At 70.9% G+C, this 24,236-nt stretch carries 22 protein-coding genes, 1 tRNA gene and 1 pseudogene; 9 read left to right on the top strand and 15 right to left on the bottom strand.

Going from position 1 to position 24,236, the window contains the following annotated elements; translation table 11 throughout:
- The 3 genes from Raf01_RS03925 to trpS all read right to left on the bottom strand — a co-directional run.
- Nucleotides 1–995: YihY/virulence factor BrkB family protein (locus Raf01_RS03925; RefSeq protein ID WP_203916310.1), on the bottom strand; the 995-nt coding region annotated here is incomplete at its 3' end.
- Nucleotides 992–1,516 (bottom strand): 2'-5' RNA ligase family protein, encoded by a 525-nt coding sequence (locus Raf01_RS03920; RefSeq protein WP_239133349.1) that lies wholly within the window; start codon nt 1,514–1,516, stop codon nt 992–994. The genes Raf01_RS03920 and Raf01_RS03925, both read right to left, overlap by 4 nt.
- A gap of 22 nt (nt 1,517–1,538) precedes the next feature.
- Entirely contained in the window at nt 1,539–2,654 is a 1,116-nt protein-coding gene (gene trpS, locus Raf01_RS03915) for a tryptophan--tRNA ligase (RefSeq protein ID WP_203916308.1), read from the bottom strand.
- A gap of 79 nt (nt 2,655–2,733) precedes the next feature.
- On the opposite strand from trpS, the pseudogene Raf01_RS49360 reads away from it, so the two are divergent.
- Nucleotides 2,734–3,219: pseudogene (locus tag Raf01_RS49360) on the top strand (RNA polymerase sigma factor); the annotation flags it as partial.
- A gap of 370 nt (nt 3,220–3,589) precedes the next feature.
- The gene (locus tag Raf01_RS03905) at nt 3,590–4,831 is read left to right on the top strand and encodes a WD40/YVTN/BNR-like repeat-containing protein (protein WP_203916306.1); all 1,242 of its coding nucleotides are present in this window, start codon (nt 3,590–3,592) and stop codon (nt 4,829–4,831) included.
- Nucleotides 4,832–4,855: 24 nt separating this feature from the next.
- On the opposite strand, the gene Raf01_RS03900 is transcribed toward Raf01_RS03905, so the two are convergent.
- The gene (locus Raf01_RS03900) at nt 4,856–5,767 is read right to left on the bottom strand and encodes a hemolysin family protein (RefSeq protein ID WP_203916305.1); all 912 of its coding nucleotides are present in this window, start codon (nt 5,765–5,767) and stop codon (nt 4,856–4,858) included.
- A gap of 202 nt (nt 5,768–5,969) precedes the next feature.
- On the opposite strand from Raf01_RS03900, the gene Raf01_RS03895 reads away from it, so the two are divergent.
- From Raf01_RS03895 to galK, 4 genes are read left to right on the top strand one after another with little or no spacing between them, the layout of a single operon-like run.
- Nucleotides 5,970–6,764, top strand: coding sequence for a DeoR/GlpR family DNA-binding transcription regulator (locus tag Raf01_RS03895; RefSeq protein WP_203916304.1), 795 nt, complete (start codon nt 5,970–5,972; stop codon nt 6,762–6,764).
- Nucleotides 6,761–7,846 (top strand): galactose-1-phosphate uridylyltransferase, encoded by a 1,086-nt coding sequence (gene galT, locus Raf01_RS03890; protein ID WP_203916303.1) that lies wholly within the window; start codon nt 6,761–6,763, stop codon nt 7,844–7,846. The genes Raf01_RS03895 and galT overlap by 4 nt, the downstream gene beginning before the upstream one ends.
- Nucleotides 7,843–8,877, top strand: coding sequence for a UDP-glucose 4-epimerase GalE (gene galE, locus Raf01_RS03885; protein WP_203916302.1), 1,035 nt, complete (start codon nt 7,843–7,845; stop codon nt 8,875–8,877). The genes galT and galE overlap by 4 nt, the downstream gene beginning before the upstream one ends.
- Nucleotides 8,864–9,985: a galactokinase gene (gene galK / locus Raf01_RS03880; protein ID WP_203916301.1), complete on the top strand. Its 1,122-nt coding sequence runs from the start codon at nt 8,864–8,866 to the stop codon at nt 9,983–9,985. Before galE ends, galK begins: the two co-directional genes overlap by 14 nt.
- A 153-nt stretch (nt 9,986–10,138) precedes the next feature.
- Here the strand turns inward: galK and Raf01_RS03875 are convergent, their stop codons facing one another.
- The 7 genes from Raf01_RS03875 to glmU all read right to left on the bottom strand — a co-directional run bounded on the left by Raf01_RS03875 (nt 10,139) and on the right by glmU (nt 17,550).
- On the bottom strand, nt 10,139–11,410 hold the full coding sequence (locus tag Raf01_RS03875; RefSeq protein ID WP_239133348.1) for a sulfate adenylyltransferase subunit 1: 1,272 nt from the start codon (nt 11,408–11,410) through the stop codon (nt 10,139–10,141).
- Nucleotides 11,410–12,321, bottom strand: a complete 912-nt coding sequence (gene cysD, locus Raf01_RS03870) for a sulfate adenylyltransferase subunit CysD (protein ID WP_203916300.1) — start codon at nt 12,319–12,321, stop codon at nt 11,410–11,412. The genes Raf01_RS03875 and cysD overlap by 1 nt, the downstream gene beginning before the upstream one ends.
- Complete coding sequence (locus Raf01_RS03865; RefSeq protein ID WP_203916299.1) at nt 12,318–13,142, bottom strand: 3'(2'),5'-bisphosphate nucleotidase CysQ; 825 nt, start codon at nt 13,140–13,142, stop codon at nt 12,318–12,320. Before Raf01_RS03865 ends, cysD begins: the two co-directional genes overlap by 4 nt.
- 214 nt (nt 13,143–13,356) lie before the next feature.
- Nucleotides 13,357–13,944 (bottom strand): aminoacyl-tRNA hydrolase, encoded by a 588-nt coding sequence (gene pth / locus Raf01_RS03860; protein WP_239133347.1) that lies wholly within the window; start codon nt 13,942–13,944, stop codon nt 13,357–13,359.
- Between the two features lie 122 nt (nt 13,945–14,066).
- Nucleotides 14,067–14,708: a 50S ribosomal protein L25/general stress protein Ctc gene (locus Raf01_RS03855; protein WP_203916298.1), complete on the bottom strand. Its 642-nt coding sequence runs from the start codon at nt 14,706–14,708 to the stop codon at nt 14,067–14,069.
- A 310-nt stretch (nt 14,709–15,018) separates the two neighbouring features.
- Nucleotides 15,019–15,999 (bottom strand): ribose-phosphate diphosphokinase, encoded by a 981-nt coding sequence (locus tag Raf01_RS03850; RefSeq protein WP_203916297.1) that lies wholly within the window; start codon nt 15,997–15,999, stop codon nt 15,019–15,021.
- A gap of 99 nt (nt 16,000–16,098) precedes the next feature.
- Complete coding sequence (glmU, locus tag Raf01_RS03845; RefSeq protein WP_203916296.1) at nt 16,099–17,550, bottom strand: bifunctional UDP-N-acetylglucosamine diphosphorylase/glucosamine-1-phosphate N-acetyltransferase GlmU; 1,452 nt, start codon at nt 17,548–17,550, stop codon at nt 16,099–16,101.
- Nucleotides 17,551–17,644: 94 nt separating this feature from the next.
- Here glmU and Raf01_RS03840 point away from each other — a divergent pair, with 94 nt between their 5' ends.
- The gene (locus Raf01_RS03840; protein WP_203916295.1) at nt 17,645–18,556 is read left to right on the top strand and encodes an alpha/beta hydrolase; all 912 of its coding nucleotides are present in this window, start codon (nt 17,645–17,647) and stop codon (nt 18,554–18,556) included.
- A gap of 36 nt (nt 18,557–18,592) precedes the next feature.
- Here Raf01_RS03840 and Raf01_RS03835 read toward each other — a convergent pair.
- A tRNA-Gln gene (locus Raf01_RS03835) sits at nt 18,593–18,664 on the bottom strand.
- 219 nt (nt 18,665–18,883) lie between these two features.
- On the opposite strand from Raf01_RS03835, the gene Raf01_RS03830 reads away from it, so the two are divergent.
- Nucleotides 18,884–19,837, top strand: a complete 954-nt coding sequence (locus Raf01_RS03830; protein WP_203916294.1) for an acyl-CoA desaturase — start codon at nt 18,884–18,886, stop codon at nt 19,835–19,837.
- A gap of 40 nt (nt 19,838–19,877) precedes the next feature.
- The gene (locus Raf01_RS03825; RefSeq protein WP_203916323.1) at nt 19,878–20,480 is read left to right on the top strand and encodes a TetR/AcrR family transcriptional regulator; all 603 of its coding nucleotides are present in this window, start codon (nt 19,878–19,880) and stop codon (nt 20,478–20,480) included.
- Nucleotides 20,481–20,522: 42 nt separating this feature from the next.
- Here Raf01_RS03825 and Raf01_RS03820 read toward each other — a convergent pair whose 3' ends face one another.
- The 3 genes from Raf01_RS03820 to Raf01_RS03810 all read right to left on the bottom strand — a co-directional run bounded on the left by Raf01_RS03820 (nt 20,523) and on the right by Raf01_RS03810 (nt 24,213).
- Nucleotides 20,523–20,984: a DUF4383 domain-containing protein gene (locus Raf01_RS03820; RefSeq protein ID WP_203916293.1), complete on the bottom strand. Its 462-nt coding sequence runs from the start codon at nt 20,982–20,984 to the stop codon at nt 20,523–20,525.
- Between the two features lie 94 nt (nt 20,985–21,078).
- Nucleotides 21,079–22,947 carry an ABC-F family ATP-binding cassette domain-containing protein gene (locus Raf01_RS03815; RefSeq protein WP_203916292.1) on the bottom strand — a complete coding sequence of 623 codons (1,869 nt, stop codon included), beginning with the start codon at nt 22,945–22,947 and terminating at the stop codon, nt 21,079–21,081.
- A gap of 315 nt (nt 22,948–23,262) precedes the next feature.
- Nucleotides 23,263–24,213, bottom strand: coding sequence for a 4-(cytidine 5'-diphospho)-2-C-methyl-D-erythritol kinase (locus tag Raf01_RS03810; protein ID WP_203916291.1), 951 nt, complete (start codon nt 24,211–24,213; stop codon nt 23,263–23,265).
- Nucleotides 24,214–24,236 lie beyond the last annotated feature (23 nt).

The raw sequence follows: 24,236 nt of genomic DNA, 5'->3' as shown, positions 1-24,236 counted from the left end.
GCGGGCTCGGCGCTGGCGGGCTCGGCGCGGGCGGGCTCGGCGCGGGCGGGCTCGGCGCGGGCGGGCTCGGCGCGGGCGGGCTCGGCGGCCGGGCTGTCCTCGTCGCGTGCCAGGTCCGTTACCGTGCCGTGCCGGCTGGTCGCCGCGAGCGCCGCCGCGAACAGCAACAGCTGGCTGAACAGGTTCAAGAACACCAGCAGCCCGACCGCCGTTCCGGCCACCGCGTAGGCCGGATTGTCCTCGGTGTGGGTGATGTAGACCCGGCCGAGCGTGGTCAGCACGCTCAACCCGAGCCCGACCAGGAGGATCGGCCCCACGATCCGGCGCGGCGAGATCCGCAGCCGGGGTACAGCGACCAGCAGGCCGGCCGACATCAACAGGTTCACCAGTACCGTCAGCACCTGCCCGAGCCAGTACAGGACTCCGTGGCCGCCGTCCGGGTCGCCGGGCGACCGTACCGAGATCCACTCCAGAACGAGCCGGGTCAGGTCCCGGATGCCCGCGGACAGCCACAGCGCCCCGGCGAGCAGCAGCCCGAGGCCGATCAGGATGGCCAGGTCGATGAGCCGGCGCACGACGAGGTTGCCGGGCTGCTGCTTCAGACCCCACATCGCGCGCTGGGACGACCGCATGCTGTCGATCCAGCCGATACCGGCGAACACCAGGCCGATCAGACCCACGATGGCGACCGTCTTGCGGGCGTTCTGGATCGCCGCCGGGCTCAGGAACGGCAGGTTGTGCGCCAGGTATCCGTCGACCGTACGCAGCACGGCGGGGTTGCCGCCCAGCACGAACCCGAGGACCGAATAGCCCAGCAGGCCGACCGCGAAGGCGGCGAAGAAGCCGTAGTACGCGATGGCCGCGGCGAGCCGGGGCCCGAAGCTCCCGCTGTACCGTGCCCGGGCCTTCCAGAAGTGGTCGAACCGCGGGGAGCCGGCCCTGGATCGGTTGATCACGAAGGAGTATGCCGCCTCCAGGCGGGCGAACGGATTCACGCAGCGGCCAGTGGGAAATCCCGCACCGGGCGCCATCGCCCGTCCGCACCGTGCACGTAGAGCGTGAAGTGGTCCACGGGGAACTGGGCGGAGAACCCGGCCAGCTTGTCGAAGACCGCGTCCAGGGCAGCGGTCGGGATGTCGTGCGCGACCGTGACGTGCGGGTGGTACGGGAAGTGCAGTTCCCGGTCGAGTGGGCCACTGCGTACCGCGTCGGCCAGCCGCTCGAACTCGCTGATCCCGACCGCGACCGACACGAACACCACCTCGGTCACCGGCCTGAACGTCCCGGTGCCCCGCAGCCAGACCGGGAACGCGGAGTGCTCGGCGGCCACCCGGGCCAGGTGCTCCTCGATCTCGGGCAGCGCCGACGGGTCGACATCGGTCGGCCCGAGCAGGGTGACGTGCGCTGGGATCAGCGCGGCCAGCCCGTCGCCCGCCTCCAACCGGGACCGATCCAGCTGCCCGCCCCACGGCTCGGGAATGCCGGTCGCCACGCCCACCCGCAGCGTCCCATCCAACGCAGCACTCCTCACCGGGAAGCTACGCGCCGGTCGCCGGCGCGAGGAATCCGATCCGCTGGTACACGGTACGCAGCGTGGCGGCAGAGATGGAACGAGCCTTTTCGGCGCCGACGGCCAGCAGCTTGTCCAATTGCACGGGATCGTCCAGATATGTGGCAGTGCGTTCCTGGATCGGTTTCACGAACTCGACCACGATCTCGGCGAGATCCTTCTTCAGGTCGCCGTACCCCCGCCCGGTGTACGCCTCCTCCAGGTCCGGGATGGAACGGCCGGAGAGAGCCGAGTAGATGCTCAGCAGGTTGGAGATGCCGGGCTTGGCCTCCGGGTCGAAGTGGATCTCGCGGCCGGTGTCGGTGACCGCCGACCGGATCTTCTTCGCCGACCGGGCCGGGTCTTCGAGCAGGTCGATGATGCCGGCCGGCGACGAGGCCGACTTGGACATCTTCGCGGTGGGATCCTGGAGATCGGTGATCTTCGCGGTCTCCTTGGGAATGAACGCCGACGGAACGGTGAACGTGCGCCCGAACTGCCCGTTGAACCGCTGAGCCAGGTCCCGGGTCAGCTCCAGGTGCTGGCGCTGGTCCTCACCGACCGGTACCGCGTCCGCCTGGTACAGCAGGATGTCCGCGGCCTGCAGGATCGGGTACGTGAACAGGCCGACGCTGGACCGCTCGGTGCCCTGGCGGCTCGACTTGTCCTTGAACTGGGTCATCCGGGACGCCTCACCGAACCCGGTGATGCAGCCGAGCACCCAGGCCAGCTGCGCGTGCTCCGGGACGTGGGACTGGACGAACAGTGTGCACCGGTCCGGATTCAGGCCGGCGGCCAGCAGCTGAGCCGCGCCCACCCGGGTACGGCGGCGAAGCGTCTCCGGATCATGACCTGCGGTGATCGCGTGCAGGTCGACCACGCAGTAGAACGCGTCGTGCGTGTCCTGCATGGCCACCCAGTTGCGCACGGCGCCCAGGTAGTTGCCCAGGTGGAAGGAGTCCGCCGTGGGTTGGATCCCTGACAGGACTCTCGGCCGGCGGCCGACGCCACCGTCGGCAAAGAGGTCGCCAGACGTAGCACCACGGCCGACGCCGCCGTCGCTGCGGTTGGCTGAAAGATCACCGGATTCGGGGCTGTCAGGCATGGCCGTCATTCTCGCAGGTGCAACCTGGCGCCCTCGGCAGCGGTCCGAGATGATGACCGGAACCGTGGGAGGGGCCGCCATGCCAGACGAGCTCGAGGCGCGCGAAGCGGTACGACAGGCGTATCAAGCCTTCTACCGGCGGCTCGTGGCCGCCCTTTACGCGCTCACCGGCGACTTCGCCGAGGCTCAGGATCTGGTGCAGGAGGCGTACGCCCGCGCTCTGGCCCGGCCCAAGGTGTTCCTGGACGTCGCCGACCCCGAGGCGTGGCTGCGTACCGTCGCGGTCAACCTGGCCCGGACCCGCTGGCGGCGGCGCCGGCTGTTCGACACCCTGGTACGGACCGGGCGGGTCACCCGGACCCCGGAGAGCGTGCCGGGGGCCGACCCGAACCGGGTCGCGCTGGTCGCCGCGTTGCAGCAACTGTCCCGGCCGACCCGGGAGGCGATCGTCCTGCATCACCTCGCGGACATGTCGGTGTACGAGGTGGCCGAGGCGCTCGGCGTGCCGGTCGGCACCGTGAAGGCCCGCCTGTCGCGGGGGCGGACCATGCTCGCGTCCCTGCTCAACGACCGTGTCGACGAGCCCGCCGGGCCGGTACGGGAGAGCCCCGTCCCGGCATCGCCGGCGACCGGCGGCCAGGCGGCGGCCGAGGCGCATCCGGACGCGACCGCCAGCCAGCGCGGGCCCGGCGCCGATCCGCTCGGCGGCCAGCGAAGCTCCGGCACCGACCCGCTCGGCGGCCGGCGCGGCTCGGCCGGTGACGCCGCCCCGCCCGGCTCCGTCGTGGACCTCACGCCCGGCTCCGCCGGCGACGTCCTGCCCCGTCAGCGCAGGTCCGGCGACGCACCCCGGCGCCCGATGCCCGACGACCGTCCCGCCCCCGCGCAGCCGGCGCTGGGTGGGGCCGGTGGGCCGGACTGGAGTTGACGGCAGCATGGCTGAGCTGGATTTCACCGGGCTCCTCGCCGATGTCGAGGCGGCCACGATGCTGCCCGAGTTCGACCGGGTCGCCCGGCGCGCCCGGCGGGTGCGGACGCGGAGCTTCATGGCGACCGTGTTCGCCGTGCTGGCCGTGCTCGCGCTGCTGGCGCCGGCCGGGGTGGTCGCCGCCCGGGACCGGGGCGGTGGCGACTCGCTGGGCCCGGTCTCCGATCCGAACCTGCCGGCTCCCGGTCCGATCAACCTCCAGACCCCCGCGCCGCCCGCGAGTCCGTCCGTCGCGCCACGGTCGACCATCGTGGCGGCCGACGGCGCCGATATCGGCCACGTGTACGCGCTGATCGACGTGTGCCGGCTGGACGCGTGCAACCTCCAGTTGTCGCAGATCCAGACCGGTCAGCAGGTCGCCAGGACCGGACCGGACCGGATCGGCCTCCTGCGCGACAAGCCGACCGACTACCTGTCCGGATTCAAGCTGGAGGCGCTGAACGACACCTCCCTGGTCGTCAGCGCGATGCCGGCCAGCGGGCCCCGCGAGTACCAGCGGATCAATCTCGGCAATGTGCCCGACGACGCCAGGCCGCAGGCCGCGGGCGCCGGCGACCGAGTCGGGGTCGTCGACCACACCGGTGAGCTGTGGGCGGCCGACTCTCGGTCGGGGGCCCTGCGCGCACTCCCCCGGCAGCCACCGATCGCGTCGCTGAACGTCGTGTCGACAGCCCCGGCGAACGGCCTGTGGGTGACCGGCACCAACCCGGTCACCGGCGACCTGGCCGTCTCGGTGAGCCGGAACGCCGGGCACACCTGGACCACCGCGGGGCTGGGCGTGATGACCGGTGGCAGCGCGCCGGTACTGGCCACCTACCAGGGGCAGACCGCCTACCTGCTGACCCGGACCGTGGACCGGGACTTCGCGCTGTTCCAGACGGTCGACGGCGGGCAGTCCTGGCAAAGGCTGACGACTCAGCTGCCGTGGCCGGCGCAGACCGACAACGGGGTCGGGTACGGCCTGGTGGTACGCCCGGACGGGTCGCTGCTGGCCTGGTTGGCCACCAATCCGGGGCCGAGCTACACGCAGAGCACGGATCACGGCAGGACGTTCAGCAACGTAGCCGGCCCGGGCGGCCCGCTCATCTCGGTCCCCGACGGGTACGTCTCGCTGAGCTCGCCGCCGAAGCTGTCCTCGGACGGCTCGAACTGGGTACCGGCGGCGGTACCGGCGCTGGCGACGGGCTGACCCCCGGCGCCACCGCCGCGCGGCTCAGTCCAGCGCGATCCGGCCGCCGGCCGCAGGCGCCATCAGCGCGACCCGGGCGACCCGCCGGCCCTCCACGGCCACCACGACCAGCCGCCACGAGTCCAGGTGGGTCTCGTCGCCCACGCCGGGCAGCCTGCCCAGCCGGGCCATCAGGAACCCGGCGACCGTCTCGTACGGGCCGGCCGGCAGCTCGATGCCGGTCAGCTCGGCGAAGTCGGCGAGGTTGAGACGGCCGTCCACCTCGGCCGGCATCGCGCCGTCGGCCGGTGCCGGGTCGGGGGCCACGTCGTACTCGTCGGTGATCTCGCCGATCAGCTCTTCGATCAGGTCTTCCAGCGTGACGATGCCGGCCGTGCCGCCGTACTCGTCGACGACGACCGCCAGGTGGTGTCCCTCGCGGCGCATCTCGGACAGGGCCGACAGGATCCGCTTCCCGGCCGGCAGCCGCTTGATCTCACGGGCCAGCTCACCGACCGTGCCGGTGCCGTCCGGCTCCGGCCGGATGAGCAGGTCGCGCAGGTGCACGAAGCCCACCACGTCGTCATGCGACCCGTCGATGACCGGAAACCGGGAGTACCGCGCGGTACGGGTCAGGGAATCGGCCGCCGCCAGCGGGAGCGCCGTGTCCAGGAACACCACGTCGGTACGGGGCACCATCACCTCGCGTACGTGACGGGCGCCGGCAGCGAGTACCTCGTCGATGATCCGGCGCTCCTCGCCATCGATCATCCGGCTCGCCGCGACGAGGGAACGCAGCTGGGCCTCGCTGATGGACTCGTGACCGGCTCCGGACCCGGCAAGCCGCATCAGCGCGTCGGCGAGCCACACCGCCAGACGGGCCCCGACCGGACGGCTCCGGGTGCCGGCGACCGGGCCTGTTCCGCCCTCGCGTTCCGCCCTCGCGCATTCGCGCATTGTATGCCCTGGCCTGCCTGCCCACTGGCCTGCTGCGGACCGCCCGCCGGCCTGCGGTGGACCGGATCCCCGGGGCACCGATTTGTCGTGGCATGCGCCGCCGGTTATCCTCGTGGTGCTTGTTTGAAACTGTTGAGTTCTGAGGGAAATCTCGGCACGATCGGTTTCGACAACCCCCGGAAGACGGCTCAGGGGAGGTCGAATGCTCGCACAGCAACGGCAGGCGTCCATTCTGGATCGGGTCCGCCGGCACGGCGGCGCACGGGTCGCCGATCTGGTCCGGGTGCTCGGCGTTTCCGACATGACGATCCGGCGCGACATCGAAGTGCTCGCCGAGCGCGGCCTGGTCGCCAAGGTGCACGGCGGCGCCGTCGCGGTGGACGGTGCGACCGACGAACCGGGCTACGCGGCGAAGGCCGAGCAGCAGCGGGCCGAGAAGATCTCCATCGCCCGGGCCGCCGCGCCGCTGGCCAAACCGGGCAGCGCGGTGGGCATCTCCGCCGGCACCACGACCGCTGCGCTGGCCTGGGAGCTCATCGACGTTCCCGAGCTGACCGTGGTGACCAACTCGATCCCGGTGGCCGACGTCTTCTACCACCACGGGCGCTCCGACCAGACCGTGGTGCTCACCGGCGGCACCCGGACCCCGTCCGACGCCCTGGTCGGGCCGGTCGCCCAGGAGGCGGCCGCCCGGATCAACCTGGACATGCTGTTTCTCGGCGTGCACGGGATGAGCGTGCGGGCCGGCTTCACCACGCCGAACCTCTCCGAGGCCGACACCAACCGGGCCCTGGTGGCCGCCGCTCGCCGGCTCGTCGTGCTCGCCGACCACAGCAAGTGGGACCTGATCGGCATCGCCACCATCGCAGCGCTGGCCGACGCCCACGTGCTCGTGTCCGACGCGCAGTTACCGCTCGAGGCGCGGGCCGAACTGTCCGCGCAGGTCGGTGAGTTGATCGTCGGCGACGACGGAACCTCGGAGGAGCTCGCGAAATGAAGAAGACGGCCATCGAACTGTCCGACGGTCGCGAGCTGATCTACTTCGACGAACACGATGACGCGGTCCGGTCCGAGATCGACCGGCGCCGCCTGCCACCACCGCCCCCGGCTTCGGAACTGCGGTACGACCCGCTGGTCGACGAGTGGGTGGCGATCGCGACCCACCGGCAGACCCGCACCCACCTCCCGCCGTCGGACGAGTGCCCGCTGTGCCCGTCGACGCCCGAGCGGAGCACCGAGATCCCGGCGTACGACTACGACGTGGTGGTCTTCGAAAACCGGTTCCCCGCGCTGAGCCACCGGCTGCCGGCCACCCCGCCGGAGGCACCCACGCCGCTGTCCGACGCTCGGGTCGGGGTCGGGCGGTGCGAGGTGGTCTGTTTCACGCCGGATCACCAGGCGTCCTTCGCCTCGCTACCGCCCAGCCGGGTGCGCACCGTGCTGTCCGCGCTGGCCGACCGCACCGCCGAGCTGTCCGCGATGCCCGACATCGAGCAGGTGTTCTGCTTCGAGAACCGGGGCGAGGAGATCGGCGTGACCCTGCGCCACCCGCACGGCCAGATCTACGCGTACCCGTTCGTCCCGCCGCGCACCCGGACCATGCTGGCCGCCGCGCGGCGACACGCCGAGCGGACCGGTGGGTTGCTGCTCGCCGACGTGCTCGCGGCCGAGCGCGAGGCGGGGGTACGGGTGGTGGCCGGCAACGAGCACTGGACGGCGTACGTCCCGGCTGCCGCCCGGTGGCCGTTCGAGGTGCACGTGGTACCGCACCGGCACGTCCTCGACCTGGCCGGCCTGACCGACGAGGAGTCGGCCGCGTTCGGTCCGGTGTACCTCGACGTGCTGCGCCGGTGCGACGCGCTGTTCGACGGTCCGCTGCCCTACATCGCCGCCTGGCATCAGGCCCCCGCCCGGCATCCGGACCGGGAACTGGCCTATCTTCACCTTCAGCTGACCAGCGTCCGCCGGGCCGCCGGGAAGTTGAAGTACCTGGCCGGGTCGGAATCGGCCATGGGAGTGTTCATCAACGACGTGCGGCCGGAAGAGGCGGCGCGGATGCTCAGGGAGGCTCAGACGTGAAACTCCTCGTGGCCGGCGGTGCCGGGTACATCGGCAGCGTGGTCACCCGGCTGCTGTTCGACGCCGGTCATGAGGTGGTCGTCGTCGACGACCTGTCGAAGGGGAGGCGGGACTCCGTCCCGGACGGGGTACGGTTCGTGCCGGGCCGGATCCACGACAAGGCCGCCGAGGTTCTCGATCCGTCGTTCGACGGGGTACTGCACTTCGCGGCGTTCATCGAGGCCGGCGAGTCGGTGGCGCGTCCGGAGAAATACTGGGACAACAACCTCGTCGGCTCGCTGCGCCTGCTGGACGCCATGCGCTCCGCCGGGGTACGGCGCATCGTGTTCTCGTCCACCGCCGCGGTGTACGGCGACCCGGACGAGCTTCCCATCCGGGAGACCGCGACGCCCCGGCCCCCGAACCCGTACGGCGCCTCGAAGCTGGCCGTCGACTACGCGCTACGTGACGAAGCCGTCGCGCACGGGATGGCGGCGGTGTCGCTGCGGTACTTCAACGTCGCCGGGGCGCACCGCTGCGCGGACGGGCAGCTGCTGGGCGAGCGGCACGATCCGGAGAGCCACCTCATCCCGATCGCGCTCCAGGTCGCCGCGGGCAAGCGGGAGAAGCTCCAGCTGTTCGGCGACGACTACCCGACCCCGGACGGCACGTGCCTGCGCGACTACATCCACATCACCGACCTCGCCGGCGCCCACCTGCTTGCTCTGTCCACAATGGACTGCGACGCCGATCCGGCCACCGGGCAGCTGACCGTTGCCCGCCCGGCCGGCGCGACGCCCCAGGGCTCGCATCGCGTCTACAACCTGGGCAGCGGCACCGGTTTCTCCAACCGCCAGGTGGCCGAGGTGACCCGTGAGGTGACCGGCCGGCCGGTACCGGTGGAGATCGCTCCCCGCCGCCCCGGCGATCCGGCAGCCCTCGTCGCCTCGTCCGAGAAGGCACGCACCGAGCTGGGCTGGACACCGCAGCGCCCCGCCCTGTCCGACATCGTCGCCGACGCCTGGGAGTTCCACAGCCGTGAGCTTCACTGACATCTTCGGCCACGCCCCGACCGGCGCCTGGAGCGCGCCCGGACGGGTGAACCTGATCGGCGAGCACACCGACTACAACGAGGGTTTCGTGCTGCCGTTCGCGCTGCCACAGCGCACCACCGTCGAAGCCTCCCCAGTGGACGGTCCGATGTGGACGGTGTGGTCGGCGCAGAGCGGTGAGACGGTCAGCTTCGGGGCGGACGACCTGGTTCCCGGCAAGATCGACGGCTGGGCCGGTTACGTCGCCGGGGTGATCTGGGCACTGCGGAAGTTCGGCTTCGATCCCGGCTGCGCCCAACTCGCGGTGAGTTCCGACGTTCCGGTCGGCGCCGGCCTGTCCTCCTCGGCCGCCCTGGAGTGTGCGGTGCTCACCGCGCTGGTCGACCTGTACGGGCTGGACCTGCCGGTACCGAAGCGGCCGACGGTCGCGCAGGCCGCGGAGAACGGGTACGTCGGCATGCCGTGCGGCATCATGGACCAGTCCGCGTCCACGCTGTGCCGGGACGGGTACGCGCTGTTCCAGGACTGCCGTTCGCTGGCGGTGGAGCACATCCCGTTCGAGCTGACCGCCGACGGGCTGTCCGTTCTGGTCATCGACACCAACGCACCGCACCGGCACACGGACAACGAGTACGCGGCACGGCGGCAGGCATGCGAGAAGGCCGCCGCGGCGCTCAACCTGCCGGCCCTGCGCGACGTCACCGACCTCGACGCCGCCCTCGCCGCCCTGCCCGACGAGGTCACCCGCCGCCGGGTACGGCACGTGGTGACAGAGAACCAACGGGTGCTGGACACGGTCGCGGTGCTGCGCGGGGGCGACGTGCGGCGGATCGGCCCGCTGCTGACCGCGTCACACGCCTCGATGCGTGACGACTACGAGATCACGGTGCCCGAGGTGGACACCGCCGTCGAAGCGGCTCTGGCCGCCGGCGCGTACGGCGCCCGGATGACCGGCGGCGGGTTCGGCGGCTGCGTACTGGCGCTGGTCGACACGGCCAAGGCCGACCAGGTCGGTACGGCGGTGGCTAACGCCTACGCGGCCCGCGGGTTCACCGCTCCCACCTGGTTCGTCGCGGTACCGAGCGAGGGCGCGCACCGCCTGTCCTGAGCGTCGACTGGTCCGGGTCGCGGCGCGGCGCCAGACCCGCCGAGCCGGACTGGTCGAAGACTGGCCCGGGTCGCGGCGCGGCGCCAGACGCGCCGAGCCGGGCCGGTGTTTCCAGGCCGTCGCGGCGCGAGCCGGGCCGGGCGGACATCAGCGTCAGCTGGCGTCGACGATCATGCCGGCGCCCACCGTGCGGTTCGTCGTCTCGTCGATGACGATGAAGCCACCCGTGGTGCGGTTGCGCCGGTAGTCGTCAGCCAGCAGCGGCACCGTGGTCCGCAGCTTCACCCGGCCGATCTCGTTGAGCGAGAGGCCGGACGCCGCCTCGTCCCGGTGCAGCGTGTTGACGTCGAGGCGGTAGTGCAGGCCGCGGACCACCGCGCGGGCCGCGCGGGTGGTGTGTTTGATGGCGTACTTGCCGCCGACCGACATCGGCCGGGTCTCGTCCATCCAGCAGACCATCGCCTCGATGTCCTGGGCGACCGACGGCTGGTTGTTCGGCCGGCAGATCAGGTCGCCGCGCGAGACGTCCAACTCGTCCTCGAGCCGGATGGTCACCGACATCGGCGGGTACGCGACGTCCACCGGCCCGTCGGCGGTGTCGATGCCGGCGATCCGGGTGGTGAACCCGGACGGGAGCACCATGACCTCGTCGCCCGGCTTCAGTACGCCCGAGGCCACCTGCCCGGCGTACCCGCGGTAGTCCTGCACCACCGTCGACTGTGGACGGATGACGAACTGCACCGGGAACCGCACGTCCACCAGGTTGCGGTCGGACGCGATGTGCACATGCTCCAAATGGTGCAGCAGCGACGGCCCGTCGTACCACGGCATGTTCTCGGACCGGCTCACGATGTTGTCGCCGTGCAACGCGGAGATCGGGATGACGCTCAGGTCGGGCGCCTCCAGCTTCATGGCGAAGCAGGAGAACTCGTCGGCGATCTTCTCGAACACCTCTTGCGAGTAGTCGACCAGATCCATCTTGTTCACGCACAGGACCATGTGCGGCACGCGCAGCAGCGAACACAGGAACGCGTGCCGCCGGGACTGTTCGACCAGTCCCTTGCGCGCGTCCACCAGGATCAGCGCCAGGTCGGCGGTCGACGCGCCGGTCACCATGTTGCGCGTGTACTGGATGTGCCCCGGGGTGTCCGCGATGATGAACTTGCGCCGGGGCGTGGCGAAGTACCGGTATGCGACGTCGATGGTGATGCCCTGCTCGCGCTCGGCGCGCAGGCCGTCGGTCAGCAGCGCCAGGTTGGTGTACTCGTCGCCCCGGGCCGCGCTCGTCGCCTGTACGGCTTCGAGCTGGTCGGTGAAGATGGCCTTCGAGTCATACAGCAGGCGCCCGATGAGCGTCGACTTGCCGTCATCCACGGAACCCGCGGTGGCGAACCGCAGCAGATCCATGGCCCGTGGAGATTCCATCAGAAGTACCCCTCGCGCTTACGGTCTTCCATCGCCGCCTCGGAGACCTTGTCGTCTCCGCGGGTCGCGCCGCGTTCGGTGATCCGGGTCGCGGCGACCTCGTCGATCACCTTCTCGATGACGTCCGCGTCGGAACGCACCGCCGCCGTACACGACGCGTCACCGACCGTGCGGTAACGCACCTGCTCCACGAAGGACTGCTCGCCGTCGCGGAGCGGAAGGAACTCGTTGATCGCGTACAGCATGCCGCCGCGGTCGACCACCTCGCGGTCGTGCGCGTAGTAGATCTCCGGCAGGTCGAGCTTCTCCCTGGCGATGTAGTGCCAGATATCCAGCTCGGTCCAGTTCGACAACGGGAAAACCCGGATCGACTCGCCCGGGTGCACTCGGCCGTTGTAGAGCGACCACAGCTCGGGACGCTGGTTCTTCGGGTCCCACTGGCCGAAGTCGTCGCGGAAGCTGAACACCCGCTCCTTGGCCCGGGCCTTCTCCTCGTCCCGTCGGGCGCCGCCGAACAGCGCGTCGAACCGGTACTTCTCCACGGCGGCGAGCAGCACCGGCGTCTGGATCCGGTTGCGCATCCCGTCCGGCGTCTCGTGGACCATCCCCGCGTCGATCGCCTCCTGCACCGAGGCGACCGTCAGCTGTACGCCCAGCTCCGCCACCCGGCGGTCGCGGAACGCGAGGACCTCCGGGAAGTTGTGCCCGGTATCCACGTGCATCACCGGGAACGGGATCCGGGCCGGGGCGAACGCCTTCTCCGCCAGGCGGAGCATGACGATCGAGTCCTTGCCGCCGGAGAACAGCAGGACCGGCCGTTCGAACTCGGCCATCACCTCGCGCATCACGAAGATGCTCTCGGCCTCCAGGGCGTCGAGGTGCGAAACACGGTATGCGGCTGGCTGGCTCATCGGGACGACCTCAAGGCTGCGAGCAGGCGGGAAGCCAGATCCTTGCGACAGACCACGATGTCGTGGAGCTTTGGATCAGCTTGGTTGTATTCCAACGCAGAACCATCGATTCGGGAAGCGTGCAGGCCCGTGGCGGTCGCCACAGCCACCGGTGCGGCCGAATCCCATTCGTACTGGCCGCCGGCGTGCACGTACGCGTCCACCTCGCCGGTGACCACGGCGGCGATCTTCGCACCGGCGGAGCCCATCGGCACGACGGTCGCCCCCAGCTCGTCCACGACCCGCTCCAGCACTGCCGGCGGGCGGGTGCGGCTGGCGGCGATCCGCAGCGCGCCACCGGCCGAAGTGCGCTGGCCCGCGCCGGTACCGGACGGGGCCTGCGCGCTCGACGGCGACATCGGCGGGTACCCGGGCGGGAAGTCGGTGCCGAAGACCCGGTGCTGCGCGGGCAGCGCCACGGCGGCGGCGGAGAGCCGGAACGGCGCCGACGATCCGCGCGCCCACAGTCCGATGTGGACGGCCCAGTCGGCGCGCCCGGGCTCGCCGAACTCGCGGGTGCCGTCCAGCGGATCGATGATCCACACTCGCTCGGCGTCCAGCCGCGCCGGATCGTCGCGTACCCCCTCTTCGGAGAGCACCGCGTCGCCGGGGCGCCACCGGGCGAGCATGGCGGTGATCAGGTCGTGAGAGCGCTTGTCGCCGGCCGCCCGCAGCGCGTCAGGATCGCCCAGCAGGTCGGAGTCGGTCCGCAACTCCATCAGCAGCTCGCCGGCCTGCTCGGCCAGCCAGCGCGCGAAGGCGCCGTCCACGGCGGGCGGCACGTCAGTGCCCTTCCGGAATTCGGCGCGCCGTGGTCAAGGCAACCTCCTCAAACGCCGGCGCGGCAGCCCGCGCTGGTCCGCAGCCAAGCGTACGTTGACCGATGGCCGCGCTACGACCTGTGAGACGCGGCACAGCGGTTCAACGCGTGTGATGGCGACCCGTGACGCCTCCCGCCCGGGCAGCGGCGGCCGGACTTCGAGGCATATTAGCCGGTCAGCCCGCATGATAAGTGTTCTGCGCCGACTCCAGGCCGGTCCGGATGACCGCCTCGACGGCGTCCGCGGCCCGATCGACCAGGAAGTCGATCTCCTTGCGCTCCACCGGGGAGAAGTCCCGCAACACGAAGTCGGCCGGATCCTGCCGCCCCGGCGGCCGGCCGATGCCGAACCGCACCCGGTAGAAGTCCTTGTTGCCCAACGACTTGGCCATGGAACGCAGCCCGTTGTGGCCACCCTCGCCGCCGCCACGCTTCAGGCGCAGCGCGCCGAACGGGATGTCCAACTCGTCGTGCGCCGCGATGATCCGCTCGACCGGCACCTTGTAGAACTGGCTCAGAGCGGCGGCCGGCCCGCCGGAGAGGTTCATGTACGTCATCGGCTTCGCCAGTACCAGCCGCGGCGCCGAATCCCCGACGCCGAGCCGCGTCTCGGCCACCTCGGCGGCGGCCTTGCGGTGCCGGCCGAACCGGGCACCGGTCCGCTCGGCGATCAGATCAACGATCATGAAGCCGACGTTGTGCCGGTTCTTCGCGTACTCGGATCCGGGATTACCCAGCCCGACCACCAGCCACGGCTCGGACACGACTCCCCTTCTCCGCCGCCGGCCCGGGCGCCACCAGCTCGGGAGCCACCCGCTCGGCATCACGCGCCGGCCGACCTCTGACGGTCAACCGGCGCGCTGGCCGACGCAGTGGACTCCGCGGCTCAGGCTGCCTCGGCCGAAGCCTGCCCCTCGGTCTCGGCGACCTGCTCGGCCTCTACGCTCGGCGCCTCGCCGCCCTCGGCAGCCAGCTGCTCAGCGGTCGGCGCGGCGGTCACCACGACCAAGACCATCTCCGGCTCGGCGGCGAGCTCCACGCCGTCGGGCAGCTTGACGTCGCCCGCGGTGACGTGCGAACCGGCCCCCAGGCCCTCGATGCTGGCGTCCAGGTGATCCGGCAGCCGGGTGGCGTCGGCGATCACCGAGAGCGTCTCGTGCTCGTGCATGACCAGGGTGTCCCGGGCGGCCTCGCCGACGAGAACGACCGGCACGTCGACGGTGACCCGCTCGCCCCGGCGGACGATCAACAGATCGACATGCTCGAAGGTGTCCTTCACCGGGTCGCGCTGGATCGCCTTCGGGAGCGCCAGAGTGCTGCTGCCGTCGGCGAACGCGATGTCGAAGACCTGGGTCATCCCGCCGTGGCGGATCGCCGCGGCCAGGTCGCGCGCGGGCAGCGCGATGTGCTTGGGCTTCTCGCCGTGGCCGTACAGCACGGCGGGCACCTTACCGGCCCGACGGGTACGCCGGGCACCACCCTTGCCGAACTCGGTGCGGGGCTCGGCGCTGATACGGACCTCGGACACGGGAGTACACCTTCCGTCTAAGCTCTGGTACTAGAGTCGGCTGCGGCGCTCGGGCGAGGATGCGGGCACGGGGCGTGGGCCCTGAGCACCGCGTCGATCACGGCGCCTCAACCGGCCGCACCAGCGGCCCGCGGGGCACCCTCGCCGTGGCAACCGTGCCAGCTTACCCGAGTGCCCCTCACTGCCCGTTGCCGACCCCCGAAAGACGCGCCGCGGGATATTGACGGCACGCCGACACCTGCCTGGCTCGCGCCCTGGCCGGCGCCCGCTCAGGCGGCGGGCGCCCGGGAAGGAAGGTCGCGGAGTCCGGTCAGGACAGGCCGCCGAACAGGGTGGTCACCGAGCCGTCGTCGAAGACCTCGCGGATGGCCCGGGCGATGAGCGGGGCGATCGACAGTACGGTGATCTTGTCCAGCCGCTTCTCCGGCGGCAGCGGGAGCGTGTTGGTGACCACGACCTCGCTGATCCGGCTGTTCTTCAACTTCTCCGTCGCCGGATCGGACAGCACCGCGTGGGTCGCGGCGACCACCACGTCGGCGGCACCCGTGTCGAACAGGATGTCGGCCGCCTTGGAGATCGTTCCACCGGTGTCGATCATGTCGTCGACGATCAGGCAGACCCGGCCCTCGACGTCACCGACCACCCGGTTCGCGACCACGTGGTTGGGCTTCATCGGATCGCGGGTCTTGTGGATGAATGCCAGCGGGCAGCCGCCCAGCCGGTCGGTCCACCGCTCCGCGACGCGTACCCGGCCCGAGTCGGGCGCGACGACCGTGATCGGCCGGCCGGCGAACCGGTCCTCGACGTAGCCGGCCAGGATGTCCATGGCGAACAGGTGATCCACCGGCCCGTCGAAGAAACCCTGGATCTGTGCGGTGTGCAGGTCCACGGTGAGGATCCGGTTGGCGCCCGCGGTCTTGTACAGGTCGGACATCAGCCGGGCCGAGATCGGCTCCCGACCCCGGTGCTTCTTGTCCTGCCGCGCGTACGGGTAGAACGGCAGGACGACCGTGATCCGCTTGGCCGATCCCCGCTTGAGCGCGTCCACCATGATCAGCGACTCGACCAACCACTGGTTCAGCGGCTGGGTCATCGACTGCACGACAAACGCGTCGCTACCGCGCACCGACTCCCGGTAACGGACGAAGATCTCACCGTTCGCGAAGTCATACGCGTCGGTGGGCGTCGGCGGTACCCCGAGCACCTCACCGATCTCGTCGGCCAGCTCGGGAAATGCCCGGCCGGAGAAGAGCATCAGAGACTTACGGTTCTCCGCGGTGATACTGCCCATCGGCTCGCTCCCTGTGGGTCGGTCGGTGGTCTGGCGCCCGCCGGTCCCGGCGGTGTCACCCGTGGCCGTTGCCGGCCCCGAGGGCACCCACTGACCAGCCTATTCGGTAGCGGTGTCGGCCGCCGCTTCCGGGGTGTCCGCGATCATCCTGGCTCGTCGCGCCGCCTCTGCCGCCGGCGTACCGGCCCGGTGACTCTCCGTCCAGCCCTCAAAGATCCGTTGCGGCCCGTTCGAGACCGCGAGGCTGCCCGGCGGTACGTCGCGCCGGACCACCGTGCCGGCGCCGGTATACGCGCCGTCGCCGACCTCCACCGGTGCCACGAACATATTGTCCGCTCCGGTGCGCGCGTAATCGCCGATGACCGTGCGGTGTTTGTCGACCCCGTCGTAGTTGACCGTCACCGAGGCCGCACCGATGTTGGTGTGCTCGCCGATGGTCGCGTCACCGATGTAGCTCAGGTGCGGGACCTTGGTCCCGGCTCCGATGTCGGCGTTCTTGGTCTCGACAAAGGTGCCAATCTTGCCCTTCGCCCCCAGAACGGTGCCCGGTCGCAGGTACGCGAACGGACCGACCGAGGCGCCCGCGCCGATCTCGGCGCCCGAGCCGTGGGTACGCACCACGGTCGCGCCCTGCCCCACGGCCACGTCGGTCAGCGTGGTGTCCGGTCCGACCAGGGCGGCCTCGCCGACCGCGGTCGTGCCGCGCAGCTGGGTGTTGGGTTCGATCACCACGTCCCGGTCGAGGGTGACCGTGACGTCGAGCCAGGTGGTGGTCGGATCGTTGATCGACACCCCGGCGCGCATCCAGTCCGTGTTGATCCGGTCGCGCAGGATCGCGCGCAGCTTGGCCAGTTGCGCGCGGTCGTTGACGCCCAACGCCTCATCCGGGTCGTCCGTGTGGTGGGTACCGACCGGGTGGCCGGCCCCGACGAGCAGGCCGAGCACGTCGGTGAGGTACTCCTCGCCCTGGTCGTTGTCGGTCGACAGCCGGCCCAGCGTGTCGCGCAGCAGCCCGGCGTCGAACGCGTAGGCACCCGCGTTGATCTCCGTGATGGCGCGCTCGGCCGGGGTGGCGTCGCGCTCCTCCACGATCCGCTCCAGACCCTTCTCACCGGTGATGATCCGGCCCAGACCGCTCGGATCGGCCACCTCGGCGGTGAGCAGGGTCGCGGCGTTGCCGTCCCGCTCGTGCTGCTCGACCAGGGCGACCAGGGTCTCCGACCGGACCAGCGGCAGGTCGCCGTTGAGCACCAGCACGGTGCCGGCGGCCTCGTCCGGCAGCGCGATGCGCACGGCGTGCCCGGTCCCGTTCTGCTCGGCCTGGAGCACCGCGGACGCGTCCGGCGCGATCTCGCCCAGGTGCGCCTTGACCCGCTCGGCGCCGTGCCCGACCACGACCAGGGTGCGTCGTGCCGACAGCGGCTCCGCCGCGGCCAGCACGTGGCCCACCAGACTCCTCCCGAGCATGGTGTGCAGAACCTTCGGCAGAGCCGACTTCATCCGCTTGCCCTCACCAGCGGCGAGGACGATGACGGTGCGTTGCTCGCTCACGCATGCTCCTAGGCGTCGGAAATAGCGCCGCAGGTCATGTTAGCCATGGCTGCCGGGGCAGCGGGCCGGGCATCGCAGACTTACCGTGACGGGCATGATTCGGATTTCCCGGCGCAGAGCGCTGCTCGCACTCGGCGTCGGATCCGGGCTGGTGGTGGCGGCCGCGGGCGCCGGGGTGGCGCTCGTCGATGCCGAGGTGCTGCCCGGCAAGTCGGTGCTGAACAACACGCTGGGGCGCTGCGACGCCGCCGCACCGGCCGCGGCGCTGCGCGGCACACCGGGCCCGATCGTGACCGGCACGATGCGTTCGGTGCGGCGCCGCCGGGAGGTCGGCTTCGCCATCGCGTACCCGCCGGGATACGCGGCCGGTGCGGCGCTGCCGGTCTGCCTGGCGCTGCATGGGTACGGGTCCGACGCCCGGGGTGCGATCGGGTGCGCCGGCTACCCGGACTTCATCGCCGGTGCGGTGCGCTCCGGAATGGCCCCGTTCGCGCTGGCCGCGGTCGACGGCGGCAACGGGTACTGGCATCCGCACGCCGCCGACGACCCGCTCGGCATGATCTTCGACGAGTTCCTGCCGCTGCTGCGGACCAGGGGGCTGGACGTGTCCCGACCCGCGGTGGCCGGCTGGTCGATGGGCGGGTACGGCGCCCTGCTCTGCGGGTTGACCAGGCCGGACACGTTCGCGGCGATCGTCGCGAGTTCCCCGGCCATCTTCCACTCCTACGCGGACGCGAAGCGGGTCAACCCCGGCGCCTACGACTCGGCGCGCGAATGGGCGGCGTACGACATGACCGCGCGGGCACGGGAACTCACCGGGCTGCCGGTGCACATCGCGATCGGCGCGGCGGACCCGTTCGCACCGGCGGTGGCCACCCTGCGCGGGCGGATGGCGGATCCGTCGGCGGTACGGGTCGCGACGGGCTGCCACGACGGGCGGTTCTGGACCTGGGCCGCTCCGGACCAGGTGCGGCTGATCGGATCCGCCCTGGCGGGTAGATCCTGAGCGAGCCGCCCAACCGGACGGGATGTGCTGGTGAAGCTCGGCCGCTAGGACTCGAACCTAGAAAACCGCCTCCAAAGGGCGGGGTGTTGCCAATTACACCACGGCCGACCGATGGCTGGATAAGCCTACCGTTTCCACACCCGTACCGGGCAAGCGCCGGCCCGTACCCCGACCGGGTACGGCCGCCGCCGACCCGGTTCGACCTGCACCTTTCGCGGTATAACGCGGGAGAACTTCGGTAAACGTTAGCCCCGCTCCACTCGCCGAACCGACGACCTTAAGTTACGGTGACGTAGGCGTAGCAAGCGATCAGTCACGAGGTGCCAGATGTCCACACCCGCCCTGCTCGACCCGCCGACAGCTCCCTCCGGGCCAAAGCCGCTCACCGAGGGCAAACAACCACTGGGCATCCTGATCGGACTCTGGGCCTTCGTCGTGGCCCCGTTCGTCGCGCTCATCGTGGCCATCCCCATCGCCTGGGGCGGCTGGCTGCACTGGAGCGACGTGATCATCGGCATCGTCATGTACTTCAGCTCCGGTTTCGGGGTGACGATCGGCTTCCACCGGTACCTGACGCACGGGTCGTTCAAGGCCAAGCGGTGGCTGCGTGTCACGCTCGCGATCGCCGGCTCGATGGCCGTCCAGGGTGCCCCGACCCAGTGGGTCGCCGACCACCGCCGTCACCACGCGTACTCCGATCAGGAGGGCGACCCGCACTCGCCGTGGGCTTACGGCACCGGGTTCTGGGGGCTGACCAAGGGGTTGGGCCACGCGCACATGGGCTGGCTGTTCCACCGCGAGCTGTCCAACCGGGCCCGGTTCGCGCCCGACCTGATCGCCGACAAGGATCTGCGGAAGGTCGACAAGCTCTTCCCGCTCGTCGTCGCGCTCTCGCTGATCGCGCCGGCCATCGCTGGCGGCTTGATCACGTGGTCGTGGGAGGGTGCGCTGAGCGCGTTCTTCTGGGCCGGCCTGGTGCGGGTCTCGCTGCTGCACCACGTGACCTGGTCGATCAACTCGATCTGTCACGTGTTCGGAGCGCACCCGTTCGAGACCCGGGAGGGTGACAAGGCCGCCAACTTCTGGCCGCTGGCCATCCTGTCCTTCGGCGAGAGCTGGCACAACCTGCACCACGCGGACCCGACCTGCGCCCGGCACGGCGTGCTGCGCGGGCAGTTGGACTCCAGCGCCCGGGTGATCTGGATCTTCGAGAAGTTCGGCTGGGTACGCGACGTCCGTTGGCCCAAACCCGAGCGCATCGCTGCCAAGCTGGCACGATGAGCCGGTGAGCGACAGCCCACGCAATGCCGGCCGGGTCCGGATGTCGGCGGCGCAACGCCGCGAACAACTCATCGCCATCGGCCGGCAACTGTTCGCCGAGCGTGGGTTCGACGCGACCTCGATCGAGGAGGTCGCCGCCCGGGCCAAGGTGTCCAAGCCGGTGGTCTACGAGCACTTCGGCGGCAAAGAGGGCCTGTACGCGGTCGTGGTCGACCGGGAGGTCCGCGCGCTCCTCGACCGGATCACCACGGCGCTGACCGCGGGACACCCGCGTGAGCTGCTGGAACAGGCCGCGCTCGCGTTGCTCGACTACATCGAGAGCGAAACCGACGGGTTCCGGGTGCTGGTCCGGGAGTCGCCGGTGATGTCAGCGACCGGAAACTTCTCCAGCGTCCTCAACGACGTCGCACACCAGGCCGAGCACGTCCTGGGTGCGGAGTTCAAGCGCCGCGACTACGACCCACGCCTGGCGGAGCTGTACTCGCAGGCCCTGGTGGGCATGGTGGCGCTGGTCGGCCGGTGGTGGCTGGAAGTGCGCAAGCCGCGCAAGGAGACGGTGGCCGCGCATCTGGTGAACATCGCCTGGAACGGCCTGTCCCACCTTGAGGCCAAGCCCACTCTGATGACCCGCCGCGGCCGCTGACGCCCTTCCGGGCCCAGCGACCGCGGGTCGCGTCCGCCGTGCTCAGCGGTGGTGGTGGCGGAACGCCTCTTCGTCGGCGACGTCCTTGGCCGAGCCCGTCTTGCCGTACAGGCCGGCGGCGAAGACGACGATGCCGATGATGAACGACACGATGCAGTTGACCACCGAGAAGCCGAGGAAGTTCGCGTCGGTCTGCAGCAGGATGAGCATCAGCATGCCGACGATCATGAAGACTAGGCCGGCGGCGATGTCGAGGTAGTGGTCGATGTTGCGCCCGATGAAGACGGCAACCATGATCACAATGCCGGCGACGATGGACAGGATGGCGAACGCCAGGTTGGTCCGCAGGCCGAGCACCCAGTGCAGGTGGTTCTGGTCGAACAGCGACTGCCCGCTCGACTTGGTGGCGCCGATGATCCCGAAGATCAGAATGTAGAGCCCAGCTAACGCGGTCAGCACCCGGTACAGCGGACGGAGCGGGTGATTGATGGGAATATGGGCCATGGAATTCCTCTTCGCGTGATCGTCGATGTTCGCATGATCGCCGGTGGCTCACTCGAATTCTCGCTCACCGGCTTTGCTACCCCGCGACCGGGCTTCAACCCTCGCCCATCCGCTCGGCGAGAGCCAGCCACTCCTCCTCGGTGCGGGCGCGTTCCTCGCGTGCCGCGCGGAGCTGTGCGTCCAGGTCGGTGACCTTTTCGTAGTCGGTCGCGTGCTCGGCGAGCTGCTCGTGCAGCCCCGCTTCCCGGTCCTCCAACCGGCTGACGAGCCGCTCCAGCCGGGCCAACTCCTTGCGGCCGGCGCGCAGTTCCGCGGCGGACAGTCCGGGGGCGGTCGCTCCGGGAGTCGGCGCCGGCCCGGTGGCCGCACCCGCCGTATCGGTGCGGGCCGCTGTACCGGTACGGGCCGCCGGGCCTGTCGGCGCGATGCCGCCCGCGCCCGCCGCCTCCGGCGTGCCGATCCGGGACAGGTACTCGTCGACGCCGCCGGGCAGGTGGGTCAACCGGGCGTCTCCGAACAGGGCGTACACCGAGTCGGTCACCCGTTCCACCAGGTACCGGTCGTGGCTGGCCACGATCAGCGTGCCCGGCCAGGAGTCGAGCAGGTCCTCCAGCGAGGCCAGCGTATCGGTGTCCAGGTCGTTCGTCGGCTCGTCGAACAGCAGCACGTTCGGCTCGGACGCGAGCAGTCGCAGCATCTGGAGCCGGCGCCGTTCGCCACCGGACAGGTCCGACACCGGAGTCCAGATCCGCCGGTCCGTGAACCCGAACATCTCGGCCAGCTGGGCGGCGGAGATCTCCCGGTCCCCGAGCACCACCCGCCGGGCCACCTCCTCGACAGCTTCGAGCAGGCGCAGGTGGCCGGGCAGCTCGGCCAGTTCCTGCGACAGGAACGCCGGCCGGACGGTGGAGCCGGTGACGAGCCGGCCCTCGGACGGCGTGAGCTGGCCGGTCAGCAGCCGCAGCAACGTCGTCTTGCCAGCGCCGTTCGCGCCCAGGAGGGCGATCCGGTCGCCGGGGCCGACCTGCCAGTCGACTTCCCGGAGGATCGGCTTCGTGCCCGCCGACAGGGATACCGAGTCCAGCTCGTAGACCTGCTTGCCGAGCCGGCTGGTAGCGAGCCGGTGCAGCGAGACGGTGTCCCGGGGCGGGGGCACGTCGGCGATCAGGGCGTTGGCCGCGTCGATCCGGAACTTCGGCTTGCTGGTCCGGGCCGGTGGGCCACGCCGCAGCCAGGCGATCTCCTTGCGCAGTAGGTTCTGGCGGCGCGCCTCCGTCTCCGCCGCGACCCGTAGCCGCTCGGCACGTGCCAGGGTCCACGCCGCGTACCCGCCGTCGTATGCCCGTACCGTGAGGTCGGCGACCTCCCACGTGCGATTGGTCACCTCATCCAGGAACCAGCGGTCGTGGGTCACCACGACCAGTGCGCCCTTACGTGTGCGCAGGTGCCCGGCCAGCCAGGACACGCCCGCGATGTCGAGGTGGTTCGTCGGCTCGTCGAGTACCAGCAGGTCCGCCTCCCGGACCAGCAACGCGGCGATCGCCACCCGGCGGCGCTCGCCACCGGACATCGGGCCGACCGGAGTGTCCAGCCCCAGTCCGGGCATGCCGAGTCCGGCCAGCACGGTGCGTATCCCGGCGTCCCCGGCCCATTCGTGCTCGGCCGTGAAGTCCGAGGGCAGCCAGACGTCGCCGATGACCACGTCGCGGACCGTCGCGCCGGGCGGTAGGGCCAGGGTCTGGGGCAGCGACAGCACCCGCAGGTCGCGCCGGTGGGTGACCCGGCCGTCGTCCGGCTCCTCGACTCGGGTGAGCAGGCGCAGCAGGGTGGACTTGCCAGCCCCGTTGAGGCCGACCACGCCGATCCGGTCGGCGTCGTCCAGGCCCAGCGAGACGTCGGCCAGCAGTTGCCCTGCGGCGCCGTACCCCTTGCTGACCCGGTCCAGATTGACGATGTTCGACATACTCTCCCTCGGCCGGCCCGCTTTCGGCCCGGCCCGTTCTCGGCTCGGCGTCTTCTCGGCTCGGCGTCTTCTCGGCCCGACCTGTTCTCGGCTTCGGCTCCTTGCCTGGCTCGGCGTCTTCCTAGGCTCGGCGGTCTTCCTCGGCTCGGCGTGCTCCTCGGCGTGGCGGTCTTCCTCGCCTCGGCGTCTTCCTCGCCCGGCTACCCCGTGTGAGCCCGGCCACGCCGCGCACCCGCAGCTCAGCCAGCCCGGCGTCGGTTCCGCCGGCCCGACGTCAGGTCCGCCGGTGCGACCTTCAGGTCCGTCGGCTTGGCATCAGGCCGCTCGTGCGCCCGCCACCGGACCGAAGACCGGAAGCGCGATCCGGCACGAGCCGGATGCGTTCAGATCGGCGGCGATTTCTTCCGCCTGAGCGGCGTTGCGCGCCAGGAACAGGCAGGTCGGCCCGGATCCGCAGATCATCCCCGCCAGCGCGCCGGCCTTCCGGCCGCGGGCAAGGGTACCGGCCAAGTCCGGCCGCAGCGACAGTGCGGCGACCTGCATGTCGTTGCCGAGCGCGTCGGCGAGAACCCGCGGATCGCGCTGCCGCAGTGCGGCCAACAGTTGGTCGGGGTCGCCCAGCGGAGTCGGTGTCGCGTCGTCCGCCCGGAGCCGGTCGAGTTCGGCGTACACAGCGGGAGTCGACAACCCGCCCTCGGCGGCCGCGATCACCCAGTGCCAGGAGGACGGCCGGACCAGCACCGGGCTGATCACCTCACCCCTCCCGGTGCCCAGCGCGGTGCCGCCGAGGACCAGGAACGGAACGTCCGAACCGACGCTCGCGGCGATCTCGGCCAGCTCATCCCGGCTGCGGCCGGTGCCCCACAACGCATCGCAGGCAACGAGCGCGGCGGCGGCGTCGGCACTGCCGCCGGCGAGGCCGGCCGCGATCGGGATCTGTTTGCGCAGGTGCAACCGGGCGTGCGCGGGCACCCCGGCCCGCTCGGCGAGAGCCCGGGCGGCGCGCAGCACGAGGTTGGACGAGTCCAGTGGCAGGGCGCCTGCCCCCTCGCCCTCCATCGTCAGGGTCAGCTGATCACCACGCCGCGCCGTCACCTCGTCGTACAGCGAGACGGCCTGGTAGATCGTTGTCAGCTCGTGGTACCCGTCGCGGCGGAGCGGGCCGACGCCGAGGTGCAGATTGATCTTTGCCGGTACCCGTACCCGCACCGGTCCGGAGCCGCCCGCTCGTGGCCGCCCCTCCTCTTCGAAGAGCGCCTCAGTCATGCGCCGATCCTCATCCGGATCCA

Source organism: Rugosimonospora africana (assembly GCF_016862975.1).
Lineage (GTDB): Bacteria > Actinomycetota > Actinomycetes > Mycobacteriales > Micromonosporaceae > Rugosimonospora > Rugosimonospora africana.
The sequence above is the reverse complement of the archived record's forward strand: the minus strand, read 5'-3'. Positions and strand labels throughout refer to the sequence as shown.

Coding starts and splice junctions, on each gene's coding strand:
- trpS (WP_203916308.1), bottom strand. CDS start 2,654: ATGCCTGACAGCCCCGAATCCGGTGATCTTTCAGCCAACCGCAGCGAC.
- Raf01_RS03905 (WP_203916306.1), top strand. CDS start 3,590: ATGGCTGAGCTGGATTTCACCGGGCTCCTCGCCGATGTCGAGGCGGCC.
- Raf01_RS03900 (WP_203916305.1), bottom strand. CDS start 5,767: ATGCGCGAATGCGCGAGGGCGGAACGCGAGGGCGGAACAGGCCCGGTC.
- Raf01_RS03895 (WP_203916304.1), top strand. CDS start 5,970: ATGCTCGCACAGCAACGGCAGGCGTCCATTCTGGATCGGGTCCGCCGG.
- galT (WP_203916303.1), top strand. CDS start 6,761: ATGAAGAAGACGGCCATCGAACTGTCCGACGGTCGCGAGCTGATCTAC.
- Raf01_RS03875 (WP_239133348.1), bottom strand. CDS start 11,410: ATGGAATCTCCACGGGCCATGGATCTGCTGCGGTTCGCCACCGCGGGT.
- cysD (WP_203916300.1), bottom strand. CDS start 12,321: ATGAGCCAGCCAGCCGCATACCGTGTTTCGCACCTCGACGCCCTGGAG.
- Raf01_RS03850 (WP_203916297.1), bottom strand. CDS start 15,999: ATGGGCAGTATCACCGCGGAGAACCGTAAGTCTCTGATGCTCTTCTCC.
- Raf01_RS03840 (WP_203916295.1), top strand. CDS start 17,645: ATGATTCGGATTTCCCGGCGCAGAGCGCTGCTCGCACTCGGCGTCGGA.
- Raf01_RS03830 (WP_203916294.1), top strand. CDS start 18,884: ATGTCCACACCCGCCCTGCTCGACCCGCCGACAGCTCCCTCCGGGCCA.
- Raf01_RS03825 (WP_203916323.1), top strand. CDS start 19,878: ATGTCGGCGGCGCAACGCCGCGAACAACTCATCGCCATCGGCCGGCAA.
- Raf01_RS03820 (WP_203916293.1), bottom strand. CDS start 20,984: ATGGCCCATATTCCCATCAATCACCCGCTCCGTCCGCTGTACCGGGTG.
- Raf01_RS03815 (WP_203916292.1), bottom strand. CDS start 22,947: ATGTCGAACATCGTCAATCTGGACCGGGTCAGCAAGGGGTACGGCGCC.
- Raf01_RS03810 (WP_203916291.1), bottom strand. CDS start 24,213: ATGACTGAGGCGCTCTTCGAAGAGGAGGGGCGGCCACGAGCGGGCGGC.